This window comes from Proteiniphilum saccharofermentans (genome assembly GCF_900095135.1).
Taxonomy (GTDB): Bacteria; Bacteroidota; Bacteroidia; order Bacteroidales; family Dysgonomonadaceae; genus Proteiniphilum; species Proteiniphilum saccharofermentans.
This window is the reverse complement of the sequence record NZ_LT605205.1, coordinates 3,003,358-3,027,875: the sequence shown is the minus strand read 5'-3', so window position 1 is coordinate 3,027,875 and position 24,518 is coordinate 3,003,358. Positions and strand designations below refer to the sequence as shown.

Here is a 24,518-nt window from a genome sequence, read left to right as displayed (position 1 = left end):
TGCCATTACTGGGCCGACTGCTGATATTGCTCCAGCAAACGGGGACTAAATTGTTGCATCATATTGAGAGCTTTTTGCATTGTCTCCTCTTCCGCAGCGCGGTGTACAGTATCGTCGGCAGCGGTGGAATAATACCCGCGTACCGAACCGTCGGTGATTTCTTTCAGGAGGGTATCCCCTGCGTAGGGTACACCCAGCTTATAGAATGTTTGCGCACGTTGCAACAGGTCGTCGACCAGTATTCTGTATTTCTCCTTGTTATGTTGTTGATAAATACTTGAAATCAGCATCATAGGATTGATATTGTTGTATATCAGATCGGAAAGTGAATTCGATAGTTGTACGGGGTCTAACCGTACGAACCAATCGAGGTTCCTGTTCACCCTGTCGCTGATATCGTTAATAAGCGCCTCGGCTTTTTCTTTTTCACCCAGGCGGTAATATGCCCTGGCGAAGAGCAGTCCGTCGGTACCGTAAGCCACGGCCGATGAAGGTATCATCGTGGTGACTTTATCCAATGCCGTAAGGGCTTTTTCTTTTTCACCCGCACTGATCAACGCATCCACAAGTTGAGTGAAGTAGAGACGGTAGGTGGAAAGCATTCTCCGGCTGGTTTCATCTAAATAAATGTCCGGATTCTTTTCAAGCCCTCCCCACCTGAATTTGTTCACCATGTTGTCGTAAGCCGCTTCTATGTTTACCCCGTTGTATAGCGGGGTCCCGGGTACCACCTGGTAGGTAAGGCCGTTGAGCGAGAAACTGCGGTTTTGCAGGTTCATATATAAGGATGGGGTGATGGTAGTTGCAAAGTGGATGGGTCGTTCCCAGCCGCCAGCGTTAATGTTATCGAGCATTTCAAGGATCATCTGCTCATTGAAATATACCGCCGACTTATCTGTCATATCGATATACATCTTGTGGGACGGTTTTGCGGCGAGGCTTTTCCAGTCTACCCGTGCGGTATCCACGTCGAGTGCCAGCACATTCCCCGGGATAATAGGCATATCACCCGTATTGAACGGATTGGCCGGACGCGTATTCTGTCCTGTCCGCAAATTCTCCATGATCTGTGACAGTGAAAGGGTGTCCTTAAAAGCGGTCACATCGTAGTACGACCCGAAAGAGACGGGAGGAACGTTGTTATGCCGGAGCACATCTTCTATTTCCTTTTTGGTGATGATATATGCCGCACTTCCTGCCTTTCCTGCATACTGGGGTTGGGTCCACCGGATGGGTAGCGGTTCGGACTCATACGCCTGGCGTAATAGTTGGTCCACATACCATTCCGTCTGGAGGAAGCTGAGGTTGGTGACCCGCACGTCGGTACGGAATCCTTCGGTTTCCTGCACGTACCAGAGCGGGTAGGTGTCGTTATCGCCATTGGTGAAAAGAATGGCGTTCTCACCCACACAGCTCAGGTAATTCATCCCGGTATCCCTTGCCAGTGTCCTGCCTGAACGGTCGTGGTCGTCCCAGTTCTGCGATGCCATCTGGATGGGCACACAGAGTGTAGCCACGGTAGCCAGGGCTGTGGCGGCGGCGGTGCTCTTTATATATTTCCTTAAGAAGTAGCTGATGCCTGCCACCCCCATCCCCACCCAGATGGTGAAGGCATAGAAAGAGCCTGCATAGGCATAGTCGCGCTCTCTCGGTTCATATGGTGTCTGGTTCAGGTAAAGGATGATGGCCAGCCCCGTCATAAAGAAGAGCATAAAGACCACGGTAAAACTCTGTTTTCCTCTTTCCTTCAGTTGTAACTGGTAAAGGATACCGATGATACCGAGCAAAAGCGGAAGCATATAATATTTATTGTGTCCCTTGTTGTCGACGATGTCGGGTGCGATATTGTCCTGCGGCCCCAGGCCCAGCACATGCTCGTCGAAGAAGGGAATTCCGGTGATCCAGTTCCCCGCTGTGATTTCACCGTGCCCCTGGATATCATTTTGCCTGCCTGAGAAATTCCACATGAAGTAGCGCCAGTACATGTGGTTGACCTGGTAGCTGAAGAAGAATTTCAGGTTCTGCCAGAAGGTAGGCTTTTGGTTCAGGTCGGTCACGCCGCCCCACTGTTCATAACCGAGGCTATGATTCCTGAAGGATGGATTGTTGGGTTGGGAGTGCATCCTGGTGAACAGCATGGTATTGGTATATCCATAGTTGGGCAGTACTACTTTTTCATACCGGTCTTTCTGTTCAGGTGAAGTTTTTACTACTTGTTGGTAGGTGATTTTCTCTCCTTTCTTGACCAATGACCCGTCGGCATTCCGTTCCAGTTGAGAAGCATAGGTCGTACCGTGAATAAGGGGTGTTTGCCCGTACTGCTCACGGTTGAGGAAGCTCCCCAGGGAGAAGATATCCTCCGGTTTATTCAGGTCGAGAGGAGGATTAGCGTTCGACCGGATAGGGATTAAAGCATACGCCGAGAATCCTATCAGTATCACCATTAGGCAGGTAACGGCCAGATTGATGAATTTAACCTCTAATTTTTTGTATCTGAAAGCAAAATAAGCACCTGCAGCAATGAGCAGCATCCATAACCATGCACTGCTACCTATAAAGAGGATTCCGGTCATGCCCATGCTAAGGAAGAAAGAGATGCGGGCTCTCTTTTCGGTCCCTTTGGGAGATAATGTCTCATAAAGCGACCATACGATGATGCCTATCAGAAGGACAAGGTAAACCAATACACCGGTATGGTAAGAAAATCCCAGCGAGTTCACAAAAAAGAGTTCGAACCAGCCGCCCACTTTGGTGAATCCGGGGATAATCCCCCACATTAATATAACGATCAGCCCGAAGGACAACAGAAGGGCCTTGATGCCGCCTTTCCAGTCGGGAGCCTCATTCTTCTTGAAGTAGTAGACCAGTACGATAGCCGGGATACACAACAGGTTGAGCAGGTGCACTCCGATAGATAACCCCATGACATAGGCGATCAGCACGATCCACTTGTCGGAATGGGGCTTATCGGCATTATCCTCCCATTTGAGGATCAGCCAGAATACCAGGGCGGTGAGCATGGATGAGAAGGCGTATACTTCACCTTCCACGGCCGAGAACCAGAACGTGTCGGAAAAAGTGTAGACCAGCGCGCCTACGATTCCGCTGCCGATCACCGCGATCGTTTGCCCTGTACTGTGTTCGTTACCCTCCTTTACCATAATCAATTTACGGGTCAGATGGGTGATGGTCCAGAAAAGGAACAGGATGGTGAATGCGCTCATCAATGCCGACATGACGTTGACCATCTTTGCTACCTGCGACGGATCCTGTGCTAACTGTGTGAAGAGATTGCCCACCAACATGAAAATAGGTGCGCCGGGGGGATGCCCCACTTCCAGTTTATAGGCCTGGGTGATGAATTCACCACAGTCCCAGAAACTTGCCGTGGGCTCAATAGTCAGTAGATAAACCACTGCTGCGACAGCAAATACAATCCAACCTGTAATATTATTGATAAGCTTGTACCTCATCGTTATTCTTTCTTTTGGTGATTGATGTATAGTTTCAATGTATAACCCGAATCATGCTGGTTGATTGCACAATTTTGGGCAAAGATACTTAAATCTCTTAATTCCTATTGTCGATTGAAACTGCATTTTGCCGTAACCGTATTAAAAAAAGCAAAATAAAGAGTTTCGGCTCAAGAAAAATTTGGTTTTAGCTGCTTTTTCTTGTTTTACCCGGTAGATTTTATATTGAGGCGATAGAGGGATAGTATAATGGTTAATAATTGTCTATTGTGCTTAATATCAGTAAAATATGTTATAAAACATGTTTTGGTGTAAGTTGTTGTAAATCTGTTTGATATGCTTGTCTTTTGTTTCTGTCGTGGAAAATATCCTCAAAAAAGTGAGTTGATTATTTGGATGGGAAATAATAAAAAGTTTACTTTGGAGATGATTTAAAGAAAAAAATCAGTAATTAAAAGGTCGTTTTCATTATAGTTTATCATTTTTTTTATTCATGGAAATTACATTAGTAATTCTGAAACCATCTGCTGTACAGCGCGGAATCATGGGGGAAGTTATCTCCCGTTTCGAAAAGAAGGGAATCCAGATTGTCGGCATGAAGATGGTAGAGTTGACTGATGAGATTTTGAGTGAACACTATTCCCATTTGGCTGAAAAGTCTTTTTTTGGTCGCATCAAGGACGCTATGCGTGTGAGTCCGGTAGTTGTGATGGCACTCAAAGGGTTGGACGTGATAAACGTAGTTAGGAAATTGGCGGGCGTTACAAATGGAAGGGATGCGCAGCCCGGTACTATAAGGGGTGATTACAGTATGAGTGTACAGGAAAATATCATACATGCTTCCGACTCTCCGCAATCGGCAGAAGCCGAATTGAAACGCTTCTTTTCAGAAAATGAGATCTTTAATTACTCTCACCATCTCCTCCCGTATCTGTATGCGAATGATGAGATATAAGTGACAAAAGTGTTTTTTATGGATTATCAAAAAATTCAGTGAAATAACAATGGAGAGAAATCATTTTTTAGCAAAAGCAGGCGTATTACTGTCTGCGAGCTTGATGTTCGTTACATTGAACTCATTTTCACAATTGTCTCCGGAATCAAACGGAAATACCAGGCCAGACCTCACATACAAACAATTACATAGTTCCACCTTGAGTGAACAGCAGGGGCTTTTTGCCGATGGGCTAAAGCTCAAGCTGGATTTGTCTGTCTTGGATGAAGTGGAAGAGGACCGGTTCGAGTTTGATCCCGATGCCATTCCTGCCGACGATATTTATGGTGGGATGTGGGGAAACAGGTATGTCAATACGTATGGTGACCTGAAAAATGCGCCGGATACGTTTATCGTGGATCTGGAGAATTTTACCATGCCGGTGGATGGGTATATGACATCCAATTTCGGGCGGAGAGGCAGCCGCCGTTACCATTACGGTGTTGACCTGAAAGCGCAAACCGGGGATACTATCTATGCCGCGTTCGATGGTAAAATAAGGGTAAAGCAATATGAGCGGAGAGGATATGGGTATTATCTTGTGATACGCCATTTGAACGGGCTGGAAACCGTTTACGGACATCTTTCCAAATTCCTCGTGGATGAAAATGATTTTGTCAAATCGGGACAACCAATCGGACTGGCAGGTAATACGGGACGTTCATTCGGATCGCACCTGCATTTTGAGACCCGCTTCCTGGGTAAACCGATTAATCCCAATTTTATTATCGACTTCCAGAAAAAAGTACCCCATAAGGAGGAGTATTTGGTGACTAATTCAAGTTACAGGAAGACATCCAACAGCAGTAGGGTGATTGTGAACAGCAACACGGGTAACACGAACAACAGTAGCACTTCAAATTACAGGGAGCCGGCTAATAATACAAATACAAACAAATATGTCTCTGGTGAAGTGAATTATCACAGGATACAGAAAGGGGATACCCTGGGAGCTATTGCCAAACGTTACGGGATTTCTGTGAGTAAAATTTGTTCGCTGAATAATATCACCCCAAAAACTACGTTGCGTATAGGGAAATCTATTCGCATCTCATAAATTGTAAACCGGACAGGAAAATCGGAAAGGTACAAGATAACGGACTTGTACCTTTTTTTATTATCTTTGTTCGTGTAATTAAAATAGACGAAATGGACCCAACCCACCATCAATTTGACGAAGTACTCGCCATTTGCCGGGAAGTATTCGAGAAGAAACTACAGGATTATGGGGCAGCGTGGAGGATACTTCGCCCTGCTTCAGTGACCGATCAGATCTTTATCAAGGCGAAACGTATTCGTACCCTTGAGACGACAAAAGATAACCGGGTGGACGAAGGTGTTTTTCCCGAATACATTGGTATCGTAAATTATGGAATTATCGGATTGGTCCAATTGGAACTAGGGTGTGTGGATACGGTAGATATTACGGCAGACAAGGCATTGGAACTATATGACCGCTTTGTAGCGGAAACGAAAGCATTGATGGATGCTAAAAATCATGATTATGGTGAGGCTTGGAGAAGTATGCGCATGAGTTCCTTTACAGATCTTATTCTGATGAAAATACAACGGACGAAAGAGATTGAAGCCAATAATGGACAGACTATTATTTCCGAAGGAATTGATGCCAATTACAAGGATATGATCAATTATGCTGTTTTCGGGTTAATCAAGCTGCACTTCGGAGAGGAATCTTGAATTTTGAATCTTGAATTAAAATAAAGATGAGTTCAAAAACAAAAATAGTAAAATTCCTGGTTGAGTTGTCTCGTATTATTGTCGGGGCAACTTTCCTCTTTTCCGGATTTGTGAAAGCGGTCGATCCACTGGGTTTTACATATAAGATAGAGGATTACCTGATTGAATTAGGTCTTACGCACCTTTTTCCGCTGGCTTTGCCCGCTGCCGTTTTTATGGTGACGGCTGAGTTTGCTTTGGGTGTTTTTCTATTACTGGGAATCTACAGGAAATGGGTCGTCCGATTAATCTTCGTGTTCATGGTCTTTTTTACTCCACTCACTCTGTGGATTGCCATTGCTAATCCGGTGGAAGATTGTGGATGTTTTGGAGATGCGTTCGTTATCAGTAACTGGCAGACTTTTTATAAGAACATAATACTTCTGGCAGGAGTGATCCTGCTGCTTTTGAAATGGGAGCAAATCACCCCGTTCTTTTCAAAGAAAATAGCTCCTGTTGCAGCTCTTCTGACACTGCTTTTTGGTGTGCTGTTCTCTCTTCATAATGTATACCGCTTGCCGGTGTTTGATTTCCGGCCATATAAGGTGGGTGCCAATATTCCACAACAGATGTTTGTCGATCCGGAGAAGGCAGATGTGCTGGAGACGGTTTTTATTTATAGTAAAGATGGTGTGGAAGAGGAGTTTACTGAAGAAAATTATCCCTGGAACGATTCTACCTGGACCTTTGTGGAAATGAAGACTAAACTGGTAAAGGAAGGAGAAAAGCCTGCCATCGAAGATTTTGCCGTTGAGTCTTTGTATTATGACGAGGCCGGTGGAGATTGGAATATAGGGGGGGACATCACCGACATTATCCTTTCCGAACCTTCTTATACATTCCTGATGGTTGCTTATTCATTGGAAAAGATGAATCTGAAGCATCTTGAACGATTTAAGGAAGTACACCGTTATGCAGAGGAAAACGGATATTCCTTCTATCTCCTCACTTCATCATCGGCCGATATGGTAGGAGAATGGGAAGAGCATCATCGTACCGGCTTCCAATTCTGTCATGCGGATGAACGGGTATTGAAAACCATGATCCGGGCAAATCCCGGATTGATGTTATTGAAAGAAGGAACGGTACTCGATAAATGGGACGGCAGTAGAGTACCGGGCAAGAGGTGGTTGGAAGAGGAAGACTGGGGAGATTGGGTGTGAAGAGTGAAGAATTAAGAGTGAAGAATTAAGAGTGAAAAATGAAGAATGAAAATGGATTTGTTGATTGAACGATTTTGAATCTTTGAATCTTTGAATTTTTGAATCTTTGAATTTTAATTATATATATTGTATGAGAAAAAACATTGTAGCAGGTAACTGGAAAATGAATAAAAACCTGCAAGAGGGAGTAGAACTGGCAAAAGAGTTGAACGAAGCATTAAAGAATAAGACTGTGAACTGCGATGTGGTGATCGGTACGCCTTTCATCCATCTGGCTAGTGTAGTAAACAGCGTAGACACAACCAGGATTGGTGTGGCAGCACAAAACTGCGCAGATAAGGAATCAGGCGCATATACCGGAGAAGTATCGGCTGCGATGGTGGCTTCTACCGGTGCCAAGTACGTGATCCTGGGGCACAGTGAACGCCGGGCTTATTACCACGAAACTCCTGAACTCCTGAAAGAAAAAGTGAAATTGGCTCTTGCTAACGGACTTACTCCTATCTTCTGTATCGGTGAGGTGCTGGAAGAGAGAGAAGCAAATAAACACTTCGAGGTTGTAAAATCACAGGTTGAAGAATCATTATTCGAACTTTCGCCTGAAGATTTCTCCAAGATCGTACTGGCTTATGAACCCGTATGGGCGATTGGCACCGGAAAGACGGCTACAGCCGATCAGGCACAGGAGATACATGCTTTTATCCGCAAAACATTGGCTGAAAAGTATGGTCAGGAGATTGCTGACAATACCTCTATCCTCTATGGTGGAAGTGCCAACGCTGGAAATGCAAAAGAACTGTTCTCCAATCCCGATGTGGATGGCGGTCTTATTGGAGGCGCTTCACTGGGAGTCGATAAATTTATGCCTATTATCGAGGCATTTTGACTCCATTAACAGAATTTTACCACAGATCCGCTCCGGGTCTGTGGTATTTTTTTATCTTTGCAGCACTTTAATGTGCCAATCCCGATAAATCGGGACAGGTAGTGCCAATGTGACAAACAACTGTTGGCTCCGCCGATTTTGACTACGTCGATTGTTAATTCAATTCAACGGAACGAAGTGTAGTTAAATATGCCAATGGCATTGATTTACAAATGTCTTAATATTGGCTCAGTGGGTAATTAGTAATTAGTAATTTTGAATAATGAACTATCTTTATCCCTATACGATCCTCTTTTTGTCGTTACTATTATCTGTCGGCAGTGCCTATGGCCAGTCGTCATCACAGAAGAAAGAGATACTGCGTGAGCTGAATTCCCCTGTGCCTGGCAAGGGGCGTGTTTTCGTTTATGAAGATGAGAGCATTGGGCATGTTTTGGGACGTCCCATGGCTCCTCCCAGGACGGTGTATACCAATGCCGACGGGTCAACGCAATTTTACCGGATACGAGGCTTCAAGATCCAGGCCTTTTCCGGAAATAACCAGCGTACTTCCAAGAATGAGGCACATCAGAAACAGCAACTTATCAATAACTTATACCCTGAGCATGAAACGGTCGTACTTTTTGAGTCGCCTTTCTGGCGATTGAGAGTAGGGAATTTTCAGACCAGAAATGAGGCGGAAGAGGTATTGAAGGATATGGTGAAGTCATTTCCCTCCTTTGGAAAAGAGATGTATATAGTAGTCGATGAGGTGAAGATCCCCGTTAACCAGCCTTACAGTGAATGAGAATTGAAGTTGTAATTGTACAAAAACGAACAGATGTCTTCCGAAGAAATAGAAAAGAACAGAGCGGTGATTACCGGTCATATGCATGATATTCTCTCACTTCTGGGTGAGGATGTGGCCCGTGAAGGTTTGGTAAAGACGCCCGAACGGGTAGCAAAGGCCATGCAGAATCTGACAAAAGGATACTGGCAGGATCCGGAAGCGATTCTGCGCTCCGCCTTGTTCAAGGAAAACTACCGGCAGATGGTAATCGTAAAGGACATCGACCTTTTTTCCCTGTGTGAGCACCATATGCTGCCATTCTTTGGAAAAGCACATGTAGCATATATCCCCGATGGTTATATTACCGGGTTGAGTAAAATTGCCCGGGTTGTTGATGTATTTGCACGACGGTTACAGGTACAGGAGCGCCTCACTACCCAGATCAAGGAGTGTATCCAGAAGACATTGAATCCGATGGGAGTGATGGTGGTGATCGAAGCCCAGCACATGTGTATGCAGATGAGGGGGGTGGAAAAACAGAACTCTATTACCACCACTTCCGATTTTACCGGCGTATTCCGTGAGCAAAGGACCCGTGAAGAGTTTATCGCGCTGATAAAATAACTCCCCCCTATGTGCATTAATTATATTTTTAATAACCGTAGTTTTGATTGAGATTTGGATTGAGTGAAATCTCACTATCAGGAATCGGTAAATAATTATCTTTTTCTATATCGTATCCATTCGGGAATTTGATTTGTATTAATTCCCCCAGCGCACCCCTGACTTCAACCGGATAAATTTCCGGCCCGATCTTCCACCGTTTTATGTCATCCCAATACTGACCTTCAAGTGCAAGCTCAATACGTCGTTCCTTACGCAGGGTCTCTCTGGCTTCACTCTGGGACAAACCTTTTGGGATAGCGGTGATTTTTACGTCTTCCCTGCCTCTCCTGATCAGGTTAATCAAATCAATGGCTGTGTCAATATCACGGTTGAGTTCTATAAGTGCTTCAGCCTTGCAAAGAATAACATCACCGTAGCGAAGGATCATAAAATCCAATGGCGACTCGTTTCCTTTTACTTCCATTGTTTCAATAGTATATTTACGGATTCCAAAGCCGACTAATTGGCCTGTATGATTTTTGATTTCATCCGGATAAAGTTGTCCCTGAAAATATGCGCCGGGTCTTAAAATGGTAAAATCCAAACGCGGATCCCTGTTTTCATAGGGGTTTTCCGGATCAATCGCTGTGCCGTCAATGGTTTCATACGCATCCACCAAATCTTGTATAGGGGCAACGGAATTCGATCCGTCAATGCCATATTTCAGGTTTTGAGGTTGCCAATATCTGTCGAAAACACTTCCCTGGCTGTAGGGGCCGGCCATAAAGCTTAAGCTGAAAATTGTTTCGCTATTTCCCTCATTTTCAAATTGAAATAATCCGTAATAAGAAGGAAATAGTGAATATTTCCCGAGCGTTTCAATTTTATTACAATATTCAAGGACCTCTTCCCATTGAGAATTATAAAGGTATGCTTTCATCTTCATGCCTAATGCTGCACCCAAAGTGATATGTCCGGTAGAGGCATCCTTGGGAAGCACTTTGATCGCCTCATCATAGTCTTGATGAATTTGATCCCATACTGCTTCTTCACCGGCACGGGTCAGATTTCTCGCCTCGTCCGGTGTTAATGTGTTCAACACAAGTGGAACCCCGCCATAGGTTTTTGCCAGCAAATCATAAAAGACAGCCCTCAGGAAATATGCTTTACCTTTATACACACTGTTCTGTTCATCAGTGAGTGAGGTTACTTTATCAATATTCTCCAGGAAGTAATTCGCCCTGTAAATACCTTGATAACAGTATGTCCATCTTGAGCTGACAATACCCCCTGATCCGGAATATATTTGTCCGGCCCCGACTTGCATTTGTTGCCCTTCCCAATGCGCCCATTGGTAAGCGTTTGGTGTGCACGCATCATATCCTCCGCCGTATCCGTATACAAAATTATTTCTCAATGTGTTGTATATCCCGTTCATGGTAAGTTCAACGTCTTCTTCTGTTTGCCAGAATGTTTGATCTGTTATTTGATCGTCAGGTAAGATATCCAGGTAATTACTGCAAGCGGCTATGATCAAAACCAGAGGAAGGTAGAAAATTGATCTATATATTCGTTCCATAATATCTTATTGTTAAAAATTTATATTTAATCCAAGACTGTAGATTGTAGGAATCGGGTAATGCCCGTATCCATCTGTGAAGGTGTCCCTTTCAGGGTCGAAGCCTTCGTATTTATTGCTGACCAGGGTAAACAGGTCAGTTCCGTTTACATAAACATACAGGTTTTGCAAGGAAAGCCTCTTACTGATATGCGTGGGCAAGTTATATCCAAGTTGTAAGTTCTTCAGCTTAAACCATGACATATTAGTGGTCCAAAATGAGGATTCCTGCCTGTTCCATGTGTCATTGATCACTATACGGGGGGTAACCGGGGACGGATTTTCTTCAGTCCAGGCGTCTCTCCATCTTTCAGTCACAGTTCCACCCGAAATTCCGAGAGGCTGTGTCCATGCATTCTGGAAATAGCCGGTTACCCCGGCAATCCCGGAAAAAAGAAAATTCAAATCAAAGTTTCTCCATGTCAGGTTTCCCGAAATTCCATAAACGAACTTTGGAATGGTATTCCCTATTTCTCTTTTATCCTGGTAATCGAGTCTGCCATCATTATTAAAGTCCTTGTACTTCAAATCCCCGGCAACGGGTATATAGCCATTATTCTTCATATGGCTTGCCGCTTCCTCATCTGATTGATAAACACCTTCCTGGATGAATCCGTATAAGGTTTTATAAGAAAAACCTTCCCTTATAAGATACAGCTGATCCGGCGCTCCCTCCCTGAATTTAGTGACCCTGTTTTTAACGTAAGTCAGGTTTGCCCCGATGTTATAACTCAGATCATATTCCGGGATCCTGTCATTCCATCCTACAATAATTTCAAAACCCTTATTCGACATTTCGCCCACATTTTCGAAAGGCGCAGTCAATCCCCCCATCACGCTGGAGATAGGTAATTGTACAATAATGCCTGAGGTGTTCTTGATAAAAAGATCGCTTTCAATGGTAAGCCTGTTATTGAGAAATCCCATATCAACTCCGATGTCGGTGGTTGTGGTTGTCTCCCAGGTAATATTTTGATCCACTAAAGCCGTTACAGCGGCACCCGGTGCGAGTTGATTCCCGAAATTATAGCTGGTGCCGTAATTCTGGGTGATAAACGTCAGATAGGGAAAATAATCACTATTACTGGAAGAGCCAATATTTTGGTTGCCCAGTTTTCCCCATGAAGCTCTCAACTTCAAATTATCGAAAACCTCCCATTTCTTCATGAATGGTTCTTCACTGAGCCGCCACGCGGCAGAGAATGAGGGAAAATACCCCCATCTGTTTTCTTTTGCGAATCGGGAAGAGGCGTCCGCCCTTAGATTCGCTTCAAACAGGTATTTGCTGAACAGGGCATAATTGACTCTCCCAAAATAGGAGAGCATTCTCCACAGGTTTTTGTTCCCGTTCGCAATTGGATTTGATGTACCTGCACTTACCTGGTGCAAACCATCCTCTTTGGGGGGATCCGATTTTTGGGCTTCTGTTGTTTTTCTCTCCAGGCTTTCCGTTTGAAATCCCAATACGCCCGATATCTCGTGAATGGTATTGAATTGGCGGTTAAAATTCAAATTGGTAAAGAATGTGGAATAAAAATTATCGGTTACCCCTCTGTATAGGTTTATTGTGGACGGAAAGTCAAGGGGTTTTGTCTGATTGTTCAGATCCAGGTCTGTATAGCAATAATGAAGTTCGTTATACCTGTCCCGGGTATTATTGTTATACTGCCCGTTGTATTGAGCCGTTAAGTTCAGGTAACCGGTAATTTTATATGTGGCTGAAAAATTGGCTTTGACAAAATTGTTGGTGTAGGTATTTTCACCGTTGTATAGATCAGGAAACGGGTTCCGGGTATCTACTATGGGTTGTCCGGCCCTGGCACCCGATTGGTAAAGGGCCATAGTGCCTCCGAACGTCTTTCCGTCTTCTAAATAAGGCGTTGAGAAGGGATGCCCGTTGGCCATCATATAAATTACCCTGCTGATCCCGTCATAAGGTTGGCTTGAAATCTTTCGCGTATAAATAAGCTTTGTTCCTATGTCTATCTTGTCGTTGATCTTCAGGTTGTTGTTCACTGTAATGCCGTACCTGTGGGAATCGGTGTTTTTAACAATGCCTTCCTGTTTTAAATAATTTACAGACAGATATGTATTGGATAAATTACTTGACAATTGAGCCGATAAGTTATGCTGTGTGGTGATGGCACTCCTGAATACTTCATCGAAATAATTGGTACTGGGATATTTGTACGGATCATTACCTGTCCTGAAAGCCTCCAATACATCATCCGGAAATAGCGCTTCCCCGCCGCTGCTTATGTTTGCCGCATTCCACATTTGCATATACTCGTAACTGTCGGAAATCAGGTTGTACCTCCTTCCCAGTTGGGAAACACCCACGTATCCATTATAGTTAAGTGAGATCCTTTCTTCTCCTGCACCTTTCTTTGTTTCAATGAGTATTACCCCGTTTGCGGCGCGTGAACCATATATGGCCGCGGATGCGGCATCCTTCAGTACAGTGATACTTTCAATATCATTCGGGTTGATTTCTGCAATTTGCCCCTCAATTCCATCGATGAGTATGAGAGGGTCTGTATTATTCAGGGTGCCGTAACCCCTGATTCTGATGGTAGCTCCGTCACTTCCCGGCGAACCTGAATTCTGGCTTACCCATACGCCGGGTATTTTTCCTGATAAGGCCTGAGATGCATTCGTAATGGGCCTGTTCTCTAAACTTTTGTCATACCGTATGGAAGAGACTGAGCCGGTGAGATTCACTTTTTTCATCGTCCCGTAGCCCACTACAACGACCTCTTCCAAAGTCTCTATGTCTTCCTCCAGCACCACATCTATGTTGCTCCGCCCATTGATGGGAATGGTTTGTGTTTCCATCCCTATATAGGATACCTCCAGTACCGCCTCCGGATCGACATTCGACAAAATAAAGCGGCCATCCGTACCCGTGACGGTACCTGTGCCCGTACCCTGTATCCTGACAGATACCCCTACCAATAATTCCCCTTTCACGTCAGTAATCGTTCCGCTGACCGTAACGGTCTGGGCGAACATACATACGGAAAATGCCCATATAAGCGCGGACAAAATTCCTTTCATTACACTTAAAAATACTTGTCTCATTTTCACGTTTTGTTTTAGATTGATTAATTATTTCTTTCAGATATTGCAGGTTTGCTCTTATTTATTTGGATATCGATACATTAAAAGGAACACCGGGTCGTTTTTTGACAAAGCAAGAACTTATGTCCGCAAGAACTTATGTCCGGAGATTACTTTTGCACGTGGGCCGCAACGTAGAGAAAATCGGCAGGTATGGATACCGGATTATAACTCTTTTTACAATGGTGCAAACTTAGGGGATCAAACAGGGGGTATTTCAACACTTTTGGTTGTTTAACTTCAGGTAAGAGGAGTAAAGTACAATTATAATGGAATAAAATACAACGCCGTATAAAGATATTTTTTGTATTTTTGTTGGTTAAGGAGTTACTATGTTTCATCTTTCAGCACAAAACAAACAATTATGGAAACAACTTACAGGGTCAACCGGAAACATCTGGGATATAACGTGAAACGTCTTCGTGAAATACTGGGTGTGAAACAGGAGGATCTGGCGGAGAGGCTGCACCTGACACAACAATCGGTATCCAAGCTCGAGAATAAGGAGGATCTGGATAATGAAACGCTGGAGAAGATAGCCAATGCGATGAATATCCCTTCGGATGCCATAAAGAATTTTACCGACGAGGGAGCGATTCATATTATATCGAACAATTTTTCAGATAATTCTTCGGCATTGTATAATAATTATACGATCAATAACCCGATCGAAAAGATCGTGCAGTTGTATGATGAAAAAGTGGAGCTGTACGAGCGGATGCTTCAATCGGAGAAGGAGAAAGTGGCTTTGCTGGAAGAGTTGCTTCGGGATAGACCGAATATCTGAAGAAAGGGGGATTAGATATCTCAATAAGTTATAGGGCAGGGTCTGTTATACTTTAAAAAATTGACTCTATAATTTTATCAACCATTTCAGTAAAATAGGGTTCCCGTATCTTTCCTAATTTACATACATAGTCTTGAATAAAAAAGTTAAAATGATGATTCTTAAAGTTTTTCAACTTGTTCTTCGTTTTACTTTTTGGTGAAATCCATGCATTTCATCTGTCCCGGTTATTTTATTTCACCCTTTCTTCGCTGCCCGCTTGCGGTCGTTATCATCCAGCAGTATCTTGCGGATACGCATGTGCTTGGGGGTAACTTCCACATACTCATCTTCCTTGATGTATTCCAGCGCCTCTTCAAGACTGAAGACGATGGGCGGGGCCAATTGCGCCTTGTCGTCGCTTCCCGATGCACGCACGTTGGTTAGTTTTTTTGATTTGGTGACGTTGACCACCAGGTCGCCTTCCTTGTTGTGTTCGCCTACCACCTGTCCTTCATATACATCTGTCTGCGGCTCAATGAAGAACCGGCCTCTGTCCTGTAATTTGTCCAAAGCATAGGCATAAGCATTTCCCGACTCCCCGGCGATGATAGAGCCGTTCTGCCGTTTTTCGATGTTTCCTTTCCAAGGCCGGAATTCCAGGAAACGGTGTGCCATAATGGCCTCTCCGGCGGAGAGGGTGAGCACGGTGTTGTTCAGCCCGATTATACCCCTTGACGGGATCACGAACTCCATGTGCATACGGTCGCCCTTGTTCTCCATGGTGAGCAATTCTCCCTTGCGGCGGGTGATGATATCGATGATCTTGCTGGCCGATTCTTCGGGGAGGTTCACCGTGAGTTGTTCCATCGGCTCATGTTTTTCACCGCCAATCTCCTTGATGATCACCTGGGGTTGGCCCACCTGCAACTCATATCCTTCGCGACGCATGGTTTCGATCAGTACGGAGAGGTGTAGTACGCCCCGCCCAAAGACGATCCATGAATCGGCACTGCCGGTCTCCTCTACACGGAGCGCCAGGTTTTTATCCAGTTCCCGCATCAACCGTTCATAGATATGCCGTGAGGTCACATACTTACCGTCCTGCCCGAAAAAGGGAGAATTGTTGATGGTGAACAGCATGGACATGGTGGGTTCGTCGATAGCGATAGGATCGAGTGGTTCCGGTTTTTCCAGGTCAGTAATACTGTCACCTATATCAAACCCCTCAATCCCGATCAGTGCACAGATATCCCCGGAGGTCGCTTCGTCCACTTTTACACGTCCCAATCCTTCGAAGAGATTCACCTCCTTGATACGGATTTTTTTGATGCTCCCATCCCGTTTGCTGAGCGCGTAATCCTTGTTGGAGGTGATACTGCCGCGGTGCACACGACCCACGGCGATACGACCCACATAGTTGGAGAAATCGAGAGAAGTGATCAGCATCTGTGGAGTTCCTTCCAACACTTTGGGTGCGGGGATATATTTGATGATCGCGTCGAGTAGGGGAATTATAGTGCCGGATGGTTTTTTCCAGTCGTCGGACATCCATCCCTGTTTGGCGGAACCGTAAATGGTGGGGAAATCGAGTTGCTCTTCGGTTGCATCAAGGCTGAACATCAGGTCGAACACATTCTCCTGCACCTCTTCCGGGCGGCAGTTAGGCTTGTCCACCTTGTTGATCACCAGGATGGGTTTGAGACCAATCTCCAGCGCCTTCTGCAATACGAAGCGGGTTTGGGGCATAGGGCCTTCAAAAGCGTCGACCACCAGCAGACAGCCGTCCGCCATGTTGAGCACGCGTTCCACTTCACCACCGAAGTCGGCGTGGCCCGGGGTGTCGATAATATTTATTTTAACGTCGTTATAACGAATGGATACATTTTTAGATAGGATGGTGATACCCCTTTCCCGTTCCAGGTCGTTGTTGTCAAGGATCAGATCTTCTGTTTGCTGGTTATCTCTGAAGAGATGGCCTGCCATCAGCATTTTGTCCACCAAAGTGGTCTTGCCATGGTCTACGTGGGCAATGATGGCAATATTTCGGATATTCTGCATGTAAAACAATCTTTTAGGGGTACAAAGATACGGATTTTCAGCGAGAAATTCATTATATGATTTATTTTTATAGACCAAAATATTTACCTACCCCCCATGAGGCATATGTAACCAGAGGAAAACCGAAAAATGAAATATTGATCCCAAATCATTTATTTGATTTTATAATTGAAAAACATTTGGAAGTTTGCTTGAAAAATGTTTCCTTTGCAAAAATTTTGTAGTAGCAATTATTTTTAATGGAATCAATTTGCAGGTTAAAGGACATATATAAAGCGCTTTATGCTTACGAAAAACAGTTCGCAGAGAAAGCCGGCATCACTATCAATGAAGGAGCTTTGCTTTGTTGCATGAAAGATGGTAAGCCGAAATCTGCGAACGAATTAGCAGATTTTATTGGATTGTCCGGTTCAAGGGTATCGCGTATTATCCACACTATGGAAGAGAAAGAATTTATTTTGCGTGAGATAGGGGTATCCGACAAACGCCAGATGATTTTTACACTTACCGACGCCGGGAGAAAGAAAATAAGCGAGATGAAAGGATTCAATATAGACGTGAATTCTTTGATAGGCAAATTGACATCTATTGCAGGGGGATAAAAAATTTACCCAAATTGTTGCTATTGACAAATATGTATATCGACAATTAATTAACACATAAATATGAAGATTATCATTATCGGGGGAGTGGCCGGAGGGGCTACTGCGGCTGCGCGTCTCAGGAGATTAAATGAAAAGGCGGAAATTATACTTTTTGAGAAAGACGAATACGTATCTTATGCCAACTGCGGATTACCGTACCATATAGGCGGTACAATAAAAGAACGCGACGAACTCTTTTTGCAGACACCGGAAGGTTTCAAAAACCGTTTCCGTATTGATGTACGTATCAAGTCGGAAGTTGTCGCGATAGATGCAGTGAGGAAAACCGTTACCGTGAAGGATCTGGGTACAGCCACGCAGTATGAGGAAGAATACGACAAACTGGTTATTTCAACCGGAGCAAAACCCATAAAGCCGACGATTAGCGGGATAGAGAACGAAAATATTTTTTCACTGCGGAACGTGCCAGATATGGACCGGATCAAATTGTTTATCTCGGAGAAAAATGTATCATCAGCAGTGATTGTCGGGGCAGGTTTTATCGGGCTTGAAATGGCTGAGAACCTCAAAGAAGCCGGACTGTCAGTGACGGTAGTCGAGCAGGCCGACCAGGTGATGGGTATCGTTGATTATCCCATGGCGGCTATGGTGCATCAATATCTTCGTACGCGGAAAATCGATCTCCTGCTGAAAGAAAAAATTACAGCGTTCGAACCGGATGGAAAGTCTATTGTTGTAAAGACAGAAAGCAGGAAATCTATCCCGACAGATATGGTAATTCTGAGTATCGGGGTAACGCCCGAAAACAGTCTGGCCAGGGAAGCAGGACTGGAAATCGGTGATTTAGGTGGTATTGTGGTAAATGATTATATGCAGACGTCCCACGCCGATATCTATGCCGTGGGTGATGCCGTGGAAGTGAGGAATCCGATTACCGGTAAACCAGCACTTATTCCCCTTGCCGGTCCGGCCAATAAACAAGCCCGGATTGCCGCTGATAACATCATAATGGGCAACAAACGTGTATACAGAGGAACTATCGGTACTTCCATAGCCAAAGTATTTGATATGACGGTTGCCTCATCCGGAGCTTCCGAAAGGTTGCTTTCGCGTGAAGGGATGGAATATATGACTTCGATCAGCCATGCCGGTTCACATGCAGGATATTATCCCGGTGCTTTACCGTTGACCGTTAAGATCAATTTTGCACCCGATGGAAAACTGCTCGGAGCCCAGATAGTAGGATTCGATGGCGTGGACAAACGTATCGATCTGCTGGCACAAGTGATCGGCAACGGTGGATCTATTTACGACTTACAGGAGATAGAGCATGCTTATGCACCGCCGTTCTCCTCGGCAAAAGACCCGGTAAATATGGCAGGATTTATTGCTGAAAATATTCTCACAAATCGTGTCAAAGTTATCCACTGGAGCGATATGCTGGAGGTGGAATCTGACGCTATGATTCTTGACGTAAGGACAAAAGAGGAATTCGAATTCGGGCATATAGAGAATGCTGTGAATATTCCTGTGGATGAATTGCGGGACAGACTAGCCGAAATACCTGCAAATAAACCGGTTTATGTGTACTGTGCAGTAGGATTACGGGGATATACTGCTTCGCGTATTCTTTTGCAGCATGGATATACAGCCGTGTACAACCTGTCGGGAGGATATAAGACCTATTCATGTGTGCAGCAGGATCAACGAAGTGTCGGCGGAGATATAGGCGTTGAATGTGATTTCTTTCCTGTGATCCGTGATGACGGGGAGATAAGGGTTGAATCGGAGAAAAAGGTTGTTGTGGATGCATGTGGGTTACAGTGTCCGGGACCCATCAGGGAGTTAAAGAAACATTATGATACCCTATTATCAGGGCAACAATTGACGATAAAAGTAACCGACCAGGCGTTCGGGCAGGACTTAAACGCCTGGTGTAATATGGTGGGCGCTAAACTGATTGATATGGATCACTCGGGAGGTGTTATCACTGCGACTGTCCAAAAAACAGAACCCCAAAATATTTCTATTCCCGGTAAAGGTACTCCCATGAACGGAAGTGATACAAAAACGTTAATTGTTTTCAGTGATGATTTGGATAAGGCATTGGCTACCTTTGTGATTGCCAACGGTATGCTGGCTGCGGGGAAAAAGGTGAGTATATTCTTTACCTTCTGGGGGTTAAGCGTTATCAAGAAGCTAGATAAACCGGCCGTGAAGAAAGATGTGGTTTCCCGTATGTTTGGAATGATGCTTCCTTCTCATAGCCAAAAGCTGGGATTATCCAAAATCAATATGATGGGTGCAGGCAGCAAGATGATGAGATCTGTGATGAAAAATAAGCATATCGATAGCCTGGAGAACCTGATGCAGCAAGCCATAGAAGGTGGTGCGGAATTAATTGCCTGTTCCATGTCGATGGATGTGATGGGGATACGGAAAGAAGAGTTGGCTGACGGAGTAACCATTGGTGGAGTTGCCACTTATCTGGAAAGAGCAGAGCAGTCGAATATCAATTTATTTATTTAGAGTTTGAACCGTTTATAATTTAACAAACATAATAATCATTTTATAATGGGATTTTTTAGTAATGTATTCAAATTGACGGGTAAGGCCGAATTAAAGGAAAAGATTAAAAATGGTGCGATGTTATTGGACGTGCGCGAGGTAGAAGAATATAAGTCAGGGCATGCCAGGGGTTCGGTCAACATTCCGTTGTTCCTTTTACCGACTGAAATGGGGAGGCTCGACAGAAATACTCCCATTGTGGTTGTTTGTCTTAGCGGTGCACGGAGTGCCCAGGCAGTGGGCCTGCTGAAGAGTCAAGGGTTTGAAGCCTACAATGGTGGTGGTTGGCAATCGTTTTAAGGTGGGAGAGAAAAAAATATAACGTGGAGTATCTGATTAGTTATTTCCTTTGGGAAAACCATCGGTTTTTTATACCTTTGCTTCTGAATCAAAAATAACACATTTCAGAGCATATTAGTCAGATGAGTATACCCAAATTTCTCTTTGTTTTTTTCGCATGCATTTTTATTGGAGGTTTTGTTGCGGAACATTCAGTTGTTATGGCACAAGATGCGCCGGTTTCGAATAGCGACAAGATTTTTGAAGAACCCGATATAATACCGATATATCCGGGAGGCACTTCGGAGATGCACCGTTTTATTGCAAATACGCTGAAATACCCGGAGGATGCGAGGGAACGTAAGGCGCAGGGGTTGGTAGTATATACCTTTGTGGTAGAGAAAGACGGTACCCTTTCCAACTTTAATATTATCCATCGTGCAGATCCATTGCTGAACGAGGAAGCATTGCGGATTTTACAGGCTATGCCACCCTGGCGTCCCGCCAGACATAAGGGAGAGATTGTGCGCTCTGAAACATATGTCCCGATGTATTTCAGGCTCAATCAAAATGCAGTAGCATCCGGTAAACCTGTTCAGCCTGCCCGTAATTATTCTAAGACAAAACCGGAGATCATTGAAAACAACACTATCTACACCATAGTGGACAAGATGCCCCAATACACCTATGGTGAGTCAGGATTGTCCGCTTTTATTGCGCGTAATATCCGTTATCCGCGTGAGGCCAGGCAGGAAGGTATTGAGGGAAGAATCCTATGCTCATTTATTGTAGCCAGTGATGGTTCTATTTCCAATATAGAAGTGGTGGATGGGCCGGATAAGGCGCTCAATGAAGAAGCTATCCGTGTACTGGGGCTTATGCCGAAATGGATACCGGGTGAAAATAACGGCGAGAAAGTGCATGTGAAATGTCTCCTGCCAATAGATTTTGTAATAGATGAGGATCCCATCCCGCCTTTGACCAGTAATGAATAGAAAAGGTTAGGCTAGGTGAGGACGGAAAGTGGAAAGATAAAAAAAGCTGCGGATTGGGATTCGCGGCTTTTATTTTAATTCCAGTTCAAATATACGTATTCCGGTATAAGTGTTGATAAAAAACCGGAAGGGGACAGGAGAACTGCCTACCTGCTCCCGCAAGTCGGAGAGCAGGAAAGAGGCATACATCATCCTGGGATATCCCGGAGGGTCGTTTTCGGAGGAATGGCTGAAATAGAGGTCTACCGATGAGGAAGAGCGATCCCGGAATAGTGCGACTTTGTGCGGCATGTTGAGGTATTCAATCTCCAAGACCAGGTTGAGCCAATCTCCGCCGACCCATACACTTTGAATTTTCACCGGATCATCTGAGTAATTTTGCGGGAATCCGTCCGATTGAATAGTGCCCGTAAATATATTAGACACAAAATTAATTTTGATGGCATCTCCCCCCAATGGAATATAATTGAGAATGACGCGTTGTCCTTCTTCCCCGGAATAATCTTTTACTTCATCAGGAATAAGTAATCTGCCGTTGTCGAGCCTGAAACGGTAGTTTGAGTTTTCCTTTACCACCGTAGCAAACTCTACAAGGTAATCGTCCATCCTTCCTGGATCTTTTTCACATGAGGAAAGAAGGAGGATCAGTAAAAATACCAAAAAAGTAGCTGTATGGCTATGACCTCTCATTGTATAATTATTATGCCTCCAGATGATTTTTAACTGTGTTACCGTACATCTCGGTCATTTTTACACGCAAAAAATCATCGTCTCTGTTGGCGATATTTATTTTCTCAATCTGTTTTTGGAGATAGGCATTGAATTTCGACACATCTTCGTCCGTATATTGCGATGAGAATCGTCCGGTATCGGTCATCAAATCGTATGCCACGTAATTGAACGGGAAAAAAGTATAATTGCGGTAAATCTCCCGGTCGATAATCGAGGCCACCTGTTCCAGTAATTCATTCCTGCCGGTTGCCGCAGGAATCTCCCGGATAGCCTGGTCGATGCAGGTGCCGAAACGGAATGTGACACGCCCCTTGAATCCCATGATACCGGTGTGCATATTTTCTATATCGTCGGCTTCCGTTTTTTTGTGCCCGGGATTATCACGCTTGAGCTGGAACTCTTTGGCTTTCAAATAGTCGCAAGGATCCAACTCATAGGAGATAGAAAGGGGGACGATATGCAGGTCTTGTAATGCTTTTGCCGGGTCGGAGCTGTTATGCAGCGTGAGCATCTTCAACAAACTCACTTGTGTTTTATCGTTCGAATCCTTTGCACGCCCTTCGCGTTGGGCGATCCATGCCGGTTGTGCCCTCCGGTTTACCGTATCATAAATATATTCCGAGAGATGTTTCGATACTTCCAGCATCTGGCGTACAGATACACCCCGTTTCACGATAAAACTCTTGTTAAGGCGCACCAGTTCTTCTATCCATGGGTAGATGAGCAAATTGTCGCCAATAGCTATCTCGGTGGTAGGCTTTTCCTTATCGATCATAAGCATATTCAGAAAAGCGGCGTCCAGTACGATATCACGATGGTTGGAGATAAAAAGGGTTCCTATACCTTCGGGGATATTCTCCCATCCTGCACCGCTCATATCGGCAGTGGTTTTAGCGATCAGTTGTTTCATGGCCGGATAGATGATATAACGCTGAAAATCGTCCTTGGTTCGGCATTGGCTCATTACTGCCGTAAATTGTTCCCACGAAAGGGGTTTTACGAAGGCTTCAGTTGCACGCCTGAAGTAACTGTTGGCAATGAGTCTCTCGATTGTTTCCCGGACGTTGCTGTCGGGAATGGGGCAGATATCATTGAATCGGTTCATTGTCTCTGTCATAATATTGTTAGGGGTTAAAAAGATTTCTATTTTTCTATTTGACTGAGTTCTTTTTCGATAATTCCAGTGATAATATTCGTCATTGAAAGTCCTGCCGCATTTACCTGTTGGGGAATAAAACTGGTGGCGGTCATTCCCGGTGTGGTGTTCACTTCCAGAAGAACGGGCATGTCTCCGACCAGGATATAATCTACCCGGATGATTCCTTTTGCACCGATCAGACGATATATTCTTTGGGTTTCCTGTTGAATAGCTTTGGTTATCTCTTCGGGGATCCGGGCAGGGGTGATCTCTTCTACCTGCCCATTGTACTTGGCGTCGAAGTCGAAAAATTCATTGGTGGTGACCACTTCCGTCAGGGGGAGTACCGTCATTCCTTTGCTGTCCTCGAAGCAGCCGCAGGTTACTTCTGTCCCTTGCAGGAAACTCTCGATAATCACTTCGGGTGCTTCCCGGAAAGCCTCTTCAACAGCAGTTTCGAGTTGTACCCTTTCTTTTACTTTTGTGGTGGCAAAACTGGAACCACCCAAATTGGGTTTCACGAAGATAGGTAATCCCAGCCTAGAGATAATCCCATCCGGTTGATAAGGGTCATTTTTCCGCAAGAGTATTGAATCGGCCACCTCTATTCCGAAATTTTTCAGGAAATTATTACAGATAAATTTGTTGAATGTCAATGCTGAGGTCAATACACCGCAGTTAGAGTAGGGGATACCCAGCATATCGAAATAACCTTGAAGCGTTCCATCTTCACCCGGGGTACCATGGATAGTGATATAAGCAAAATCAAAGGCGACACATTGGGCTTCACCGTCGGAGAAACTGAAATTATTTTTGTCGACCGGATAAAAACAGCCTTGATTTTCCACTTCCCATGAGGTGCGGTCTATCCTGACCTTGCAGACATTGTATTTTTCCTTGTCTATAAAGGAGTAAATACCGGCAGCACTCTTTTCGGATATCACTATTTCCGAAGAGTAGCCTCCCCACACAATGGCGACATTCTTTTTCATTGTTGAATCGTTGAAC

General features: G+C 44.5%; 19 protein-coding genes. 12 read left to right on the top strand and 7 right to left on the bottom strand.

All coding sequences use genetic code 11. The features are described 5' to 3' along the window. Positions 1 to 5 precede the first annotated feature (5 nt). Positions 6 to 3,473, bottom strand: a complete 3,468-nt coding sequence (locus PSM36_RS11850; protein ID WP_076931069.1) for a protein O-mannosyl-transferase family — start codon at positions 3,471 to 3,473, stop codon at positions 6 to 8. Between the two features lie 493 nt (positions 3,474 to 3,966). Between PSM36_RS11850 and ndk the strand changes: the two genes are divergently transcribed. From ndk to folE, 7 genes are all read left to right on the top strand, one after another. Further along, positions 3,967 to 4,428, top strand: coding sequence for a nucleoside-diphosphate kinase (gene ndk / locus PSM36_RS11845; RefSeq protein WP_076931068.1), 462 nt, complete (start codon positions 3,967 to 3,969; stop codon positions 4,426 to 4,428). A 49-nt stretch (positions 4,429 to 4,477) separates the two neighbouring features. Continuing rightward, positions 4,478 to 5,524 carry a M23 family metallopeptidase gene (locus tag PSM36_RS11840; RefSeq protein WP_076931067.1) on the top strand — a complete coding sequence of 349 codons (1,047 nt, stop codon included), beginning with the start codon at positions 4,478 to 4,480 and terminating at the stop codon, positions 5,522 to 5,524. A 92-nt stretch (positions 5,525 to 5,616) separates the two neighbouring features. Then, complete coding sequence (locus tag PSM36_RS11835) at positions 5,617 to 6,165, top strand: DUF1599 domain-containing protein (RefSeq protein ID WP_076931066.1); 549 nt, start codon at positions 5,617 to 5,619, stop codon at positions 6,163 to 6,165. 26 nt (positions 6,166 to 6,191) lie between these two features. After that, positions 6,192 to 7,367, top strand: coding sequence for a BT_3928 family protein (locus PSM36_RS11830; protein ID WP_076931065.1), 1,176 nt, complete (start codon positions 6,192 to 6,194; stop codon positions 7,365 to 7,367). A 130-nt stretch (positions 7,368 to 7,497) separates the two neighbouring features. Beyond that, the gene (gene tpiA / locus PSM36_RS11825) at positions 7,498 to 8,253 is read left to right on the top strand and encodes a triose-phosphate isomerase (RefSeq protein WP_076931064.1); all 756 of its coding nucleotides are present in this window, start codon (positions 7,498 to 7,500) and stop codon (positions 8,251 to 8,253) included. A gap of 262 nt (positions 8,254 to 8,515) precedes the next feature. Continuing rightward, entirely contained in the window at positions 8,516 to 9,040 is a 525-nt protein-coding gene (locus PSM36_RS11820; RefSeq protein ID WP_076931063.1) for an SPOR domain-containing protein, read from the top strand. Positions 9,041 to 9,073: 33 nt separating this feature from the next. Next, complete coding sequence (gene folE / locus PSM36_RS11815; protein WP_076931062.1) at positions 9,074 to 9,646, top strand: GTP cyclohydrolase I FolE; 573 nt, start codon at positions 9,074 to 9,076, stop codon at positions 9,644 to 9,646. A 28-nt stretch (positions 9,647 to 9,674) separates the two neighbouring features. Here folE and PSM36_RS11810 read toward each other — a convergent pair whose 3' ends face one another. Both PSM36_RS11810 and PSM36_RS11805 read right to left on the bottom strand, forming a co-directional pair. Next, entirely contained in the window at positions 9,675 to 11,207 is a 1,533-nt protein-coding gene (locus tag PSM36_RS11810; RefSeq protein ID WP_076931061.1) for a RagB/SusD family nutrient uptake outer membrane protein, read from the bottom strand. 12 nt (positions 11,208 to 11,219) lie between these two features. Then, positions 11,220 to 14,327, bottom strand: coding sequence for a SusC/RagA family TonB-linked outer membrane protein (locus PSM36_RS11805; RefSeq protein WP_076931060.1), 3,108 nt, complete (start codon positions 14,325 to 14,327; stop codon positions 11,220 to 11,222). Positions 14,328 to 14,730: 403 nt separating this feature from the next. Between PSM36_RS11805 and PSM36_RS11800 the strand changes: the two genes are divergently transcribed. Beyond that, positions 14,731 to 15,153: a helix-turn-helix domain-containing protein gene (locus PSM36_RS11800; RefSeq protein WP_076931059.1), complete on the top strand. Its 423-nt coding sequence runs from the start codon at positions 14,731 to 14,733 to the stop codon at positions 15,151 to 15,153. Between the two features lie 237 nt (positions 15,154 to 15,390). On the opposite strand, the gene typA is transcribed toward PSM36_RS11800, so the two are convergent. Further along, positions 15,391 to 17,193 (bottom strand): translational GTPase TypA, encoded by a 1,803-nt coding sequence (gene typA / locus PSM36_RS11795; RefSeq protein WP_076931058.1) that lies wholly within the window; start codon positions 17,191 to 17,193, stop codon positions 15,391 to 15,393. Between the two features lie 239 nt (positions 17,194 to 17,432). Here typA and PSM36_RS11790 point away from each other — a divergent pair, with 239 nt between their 5' ends. The 4 genes from PSM36_RS11790 to PSM36_RS11775 all read left to right on the top strand — a co-directional run bounded on the left by PSM36_RS11790 (position 17,433) and on the right by PSM36_RS11775 (position 21,640). Then, positions 17,433 to 17,795: a MarR family winged helix-turn-helix transcriptional regulator gene (locus tag PSM36_RS11790; protein ID WP_076931057.1), complete on the top strand. Its 363-nt coding sequence runs from the start codon at positions 17,433 to 17,435 to the stop codon at positions 17,793 to 17,795. 63 nt (positions 17,796 to 17,858) lie between these two features. Continuing rightward, complete coding sequence (locus PSM36_RS11785; protein WP_076931056.1) at positions 17,859 to 20,327, top strand: FAD-dependent oxidoreductase; 2,469 nt, start codon at positions 17,859 to 17,861, stop codon at positions 20,325 to 20,327. 45 nt (positions 20,328 to 20,372) lie between these two features. Next, a complete protein-coding gene (locus tag PSM36_RS11780; protein WP_083711036.1) occupies positions 20,373 to 20,666 on the top strand; it encodes a rhodanese-like domain-containing protein in 294 nt (97 codons plus the stop codon). Positions 20,667 to 20,866: 200 nt separating this feature from the next. Further along, a complete protein-coding gene (locus tag PSM36_RS11775; RefSeq protein ID WP_161947571.1) occupies positions 20,867 to 21,640 on the top strand; it encodes an energy transducer TonB in 774 nt (257 codons plus the stop codon). Positions 21,641 to 21,709: 69 nt separating this feature from the next. Here the strand turns inward: PSM36_RS11775 and PSM36_RS11770 are convergent, their stop codons facing one another. Genes PSM36_RS11770 through PSM36_RS11760 form a run of 3 tightly spaced genes read right to left on the bottom strand, consistent with a single transcriptional unit; the run spans position 21,710 to position 24,502 of the window. After that, positions 21,710 to 22,330, bottom strand: a complete 621-nt coding sequence (locus PSM36_RS11770; RefSeq protein WP_076931053.1) for a NigD1/NigD2 family lipoprotein — start codon at positions 22,328 to 22,330, stop codon at positions 21,710 to 21,712. A gap of 10 nt (positions 22,331 to 22,340) precedes the next feature. Next, on the bottom strand, positions 22,341 to 23,489 hold the full coding sequence (locus PSM36_RS11765) for a 1-acyl-sn-glycerol-3-phosphate acyltransferase (protein ID WP_076931052.1): 1,149 nt from the start codon (positions 23,487 to 23,489) through the stop codon (positions 22,341 to 22,343). 26 nt (positions 23,490 to 23,515) lie between these two features. After that, complete coding sequence (locus PSM36_RS11760) at positions 23,516 to 24,502, bottom strand: D-alanine--D-alanine ligase (RefSeq protein ID WP_076931051.1); 987 nt, start codon at positions 24,500 to 24,502, stop codon at positions 23,516 to 23,518. Between the last annotated feature and the right edge of the window lie 16 nt (positions 24,503 to 24,518).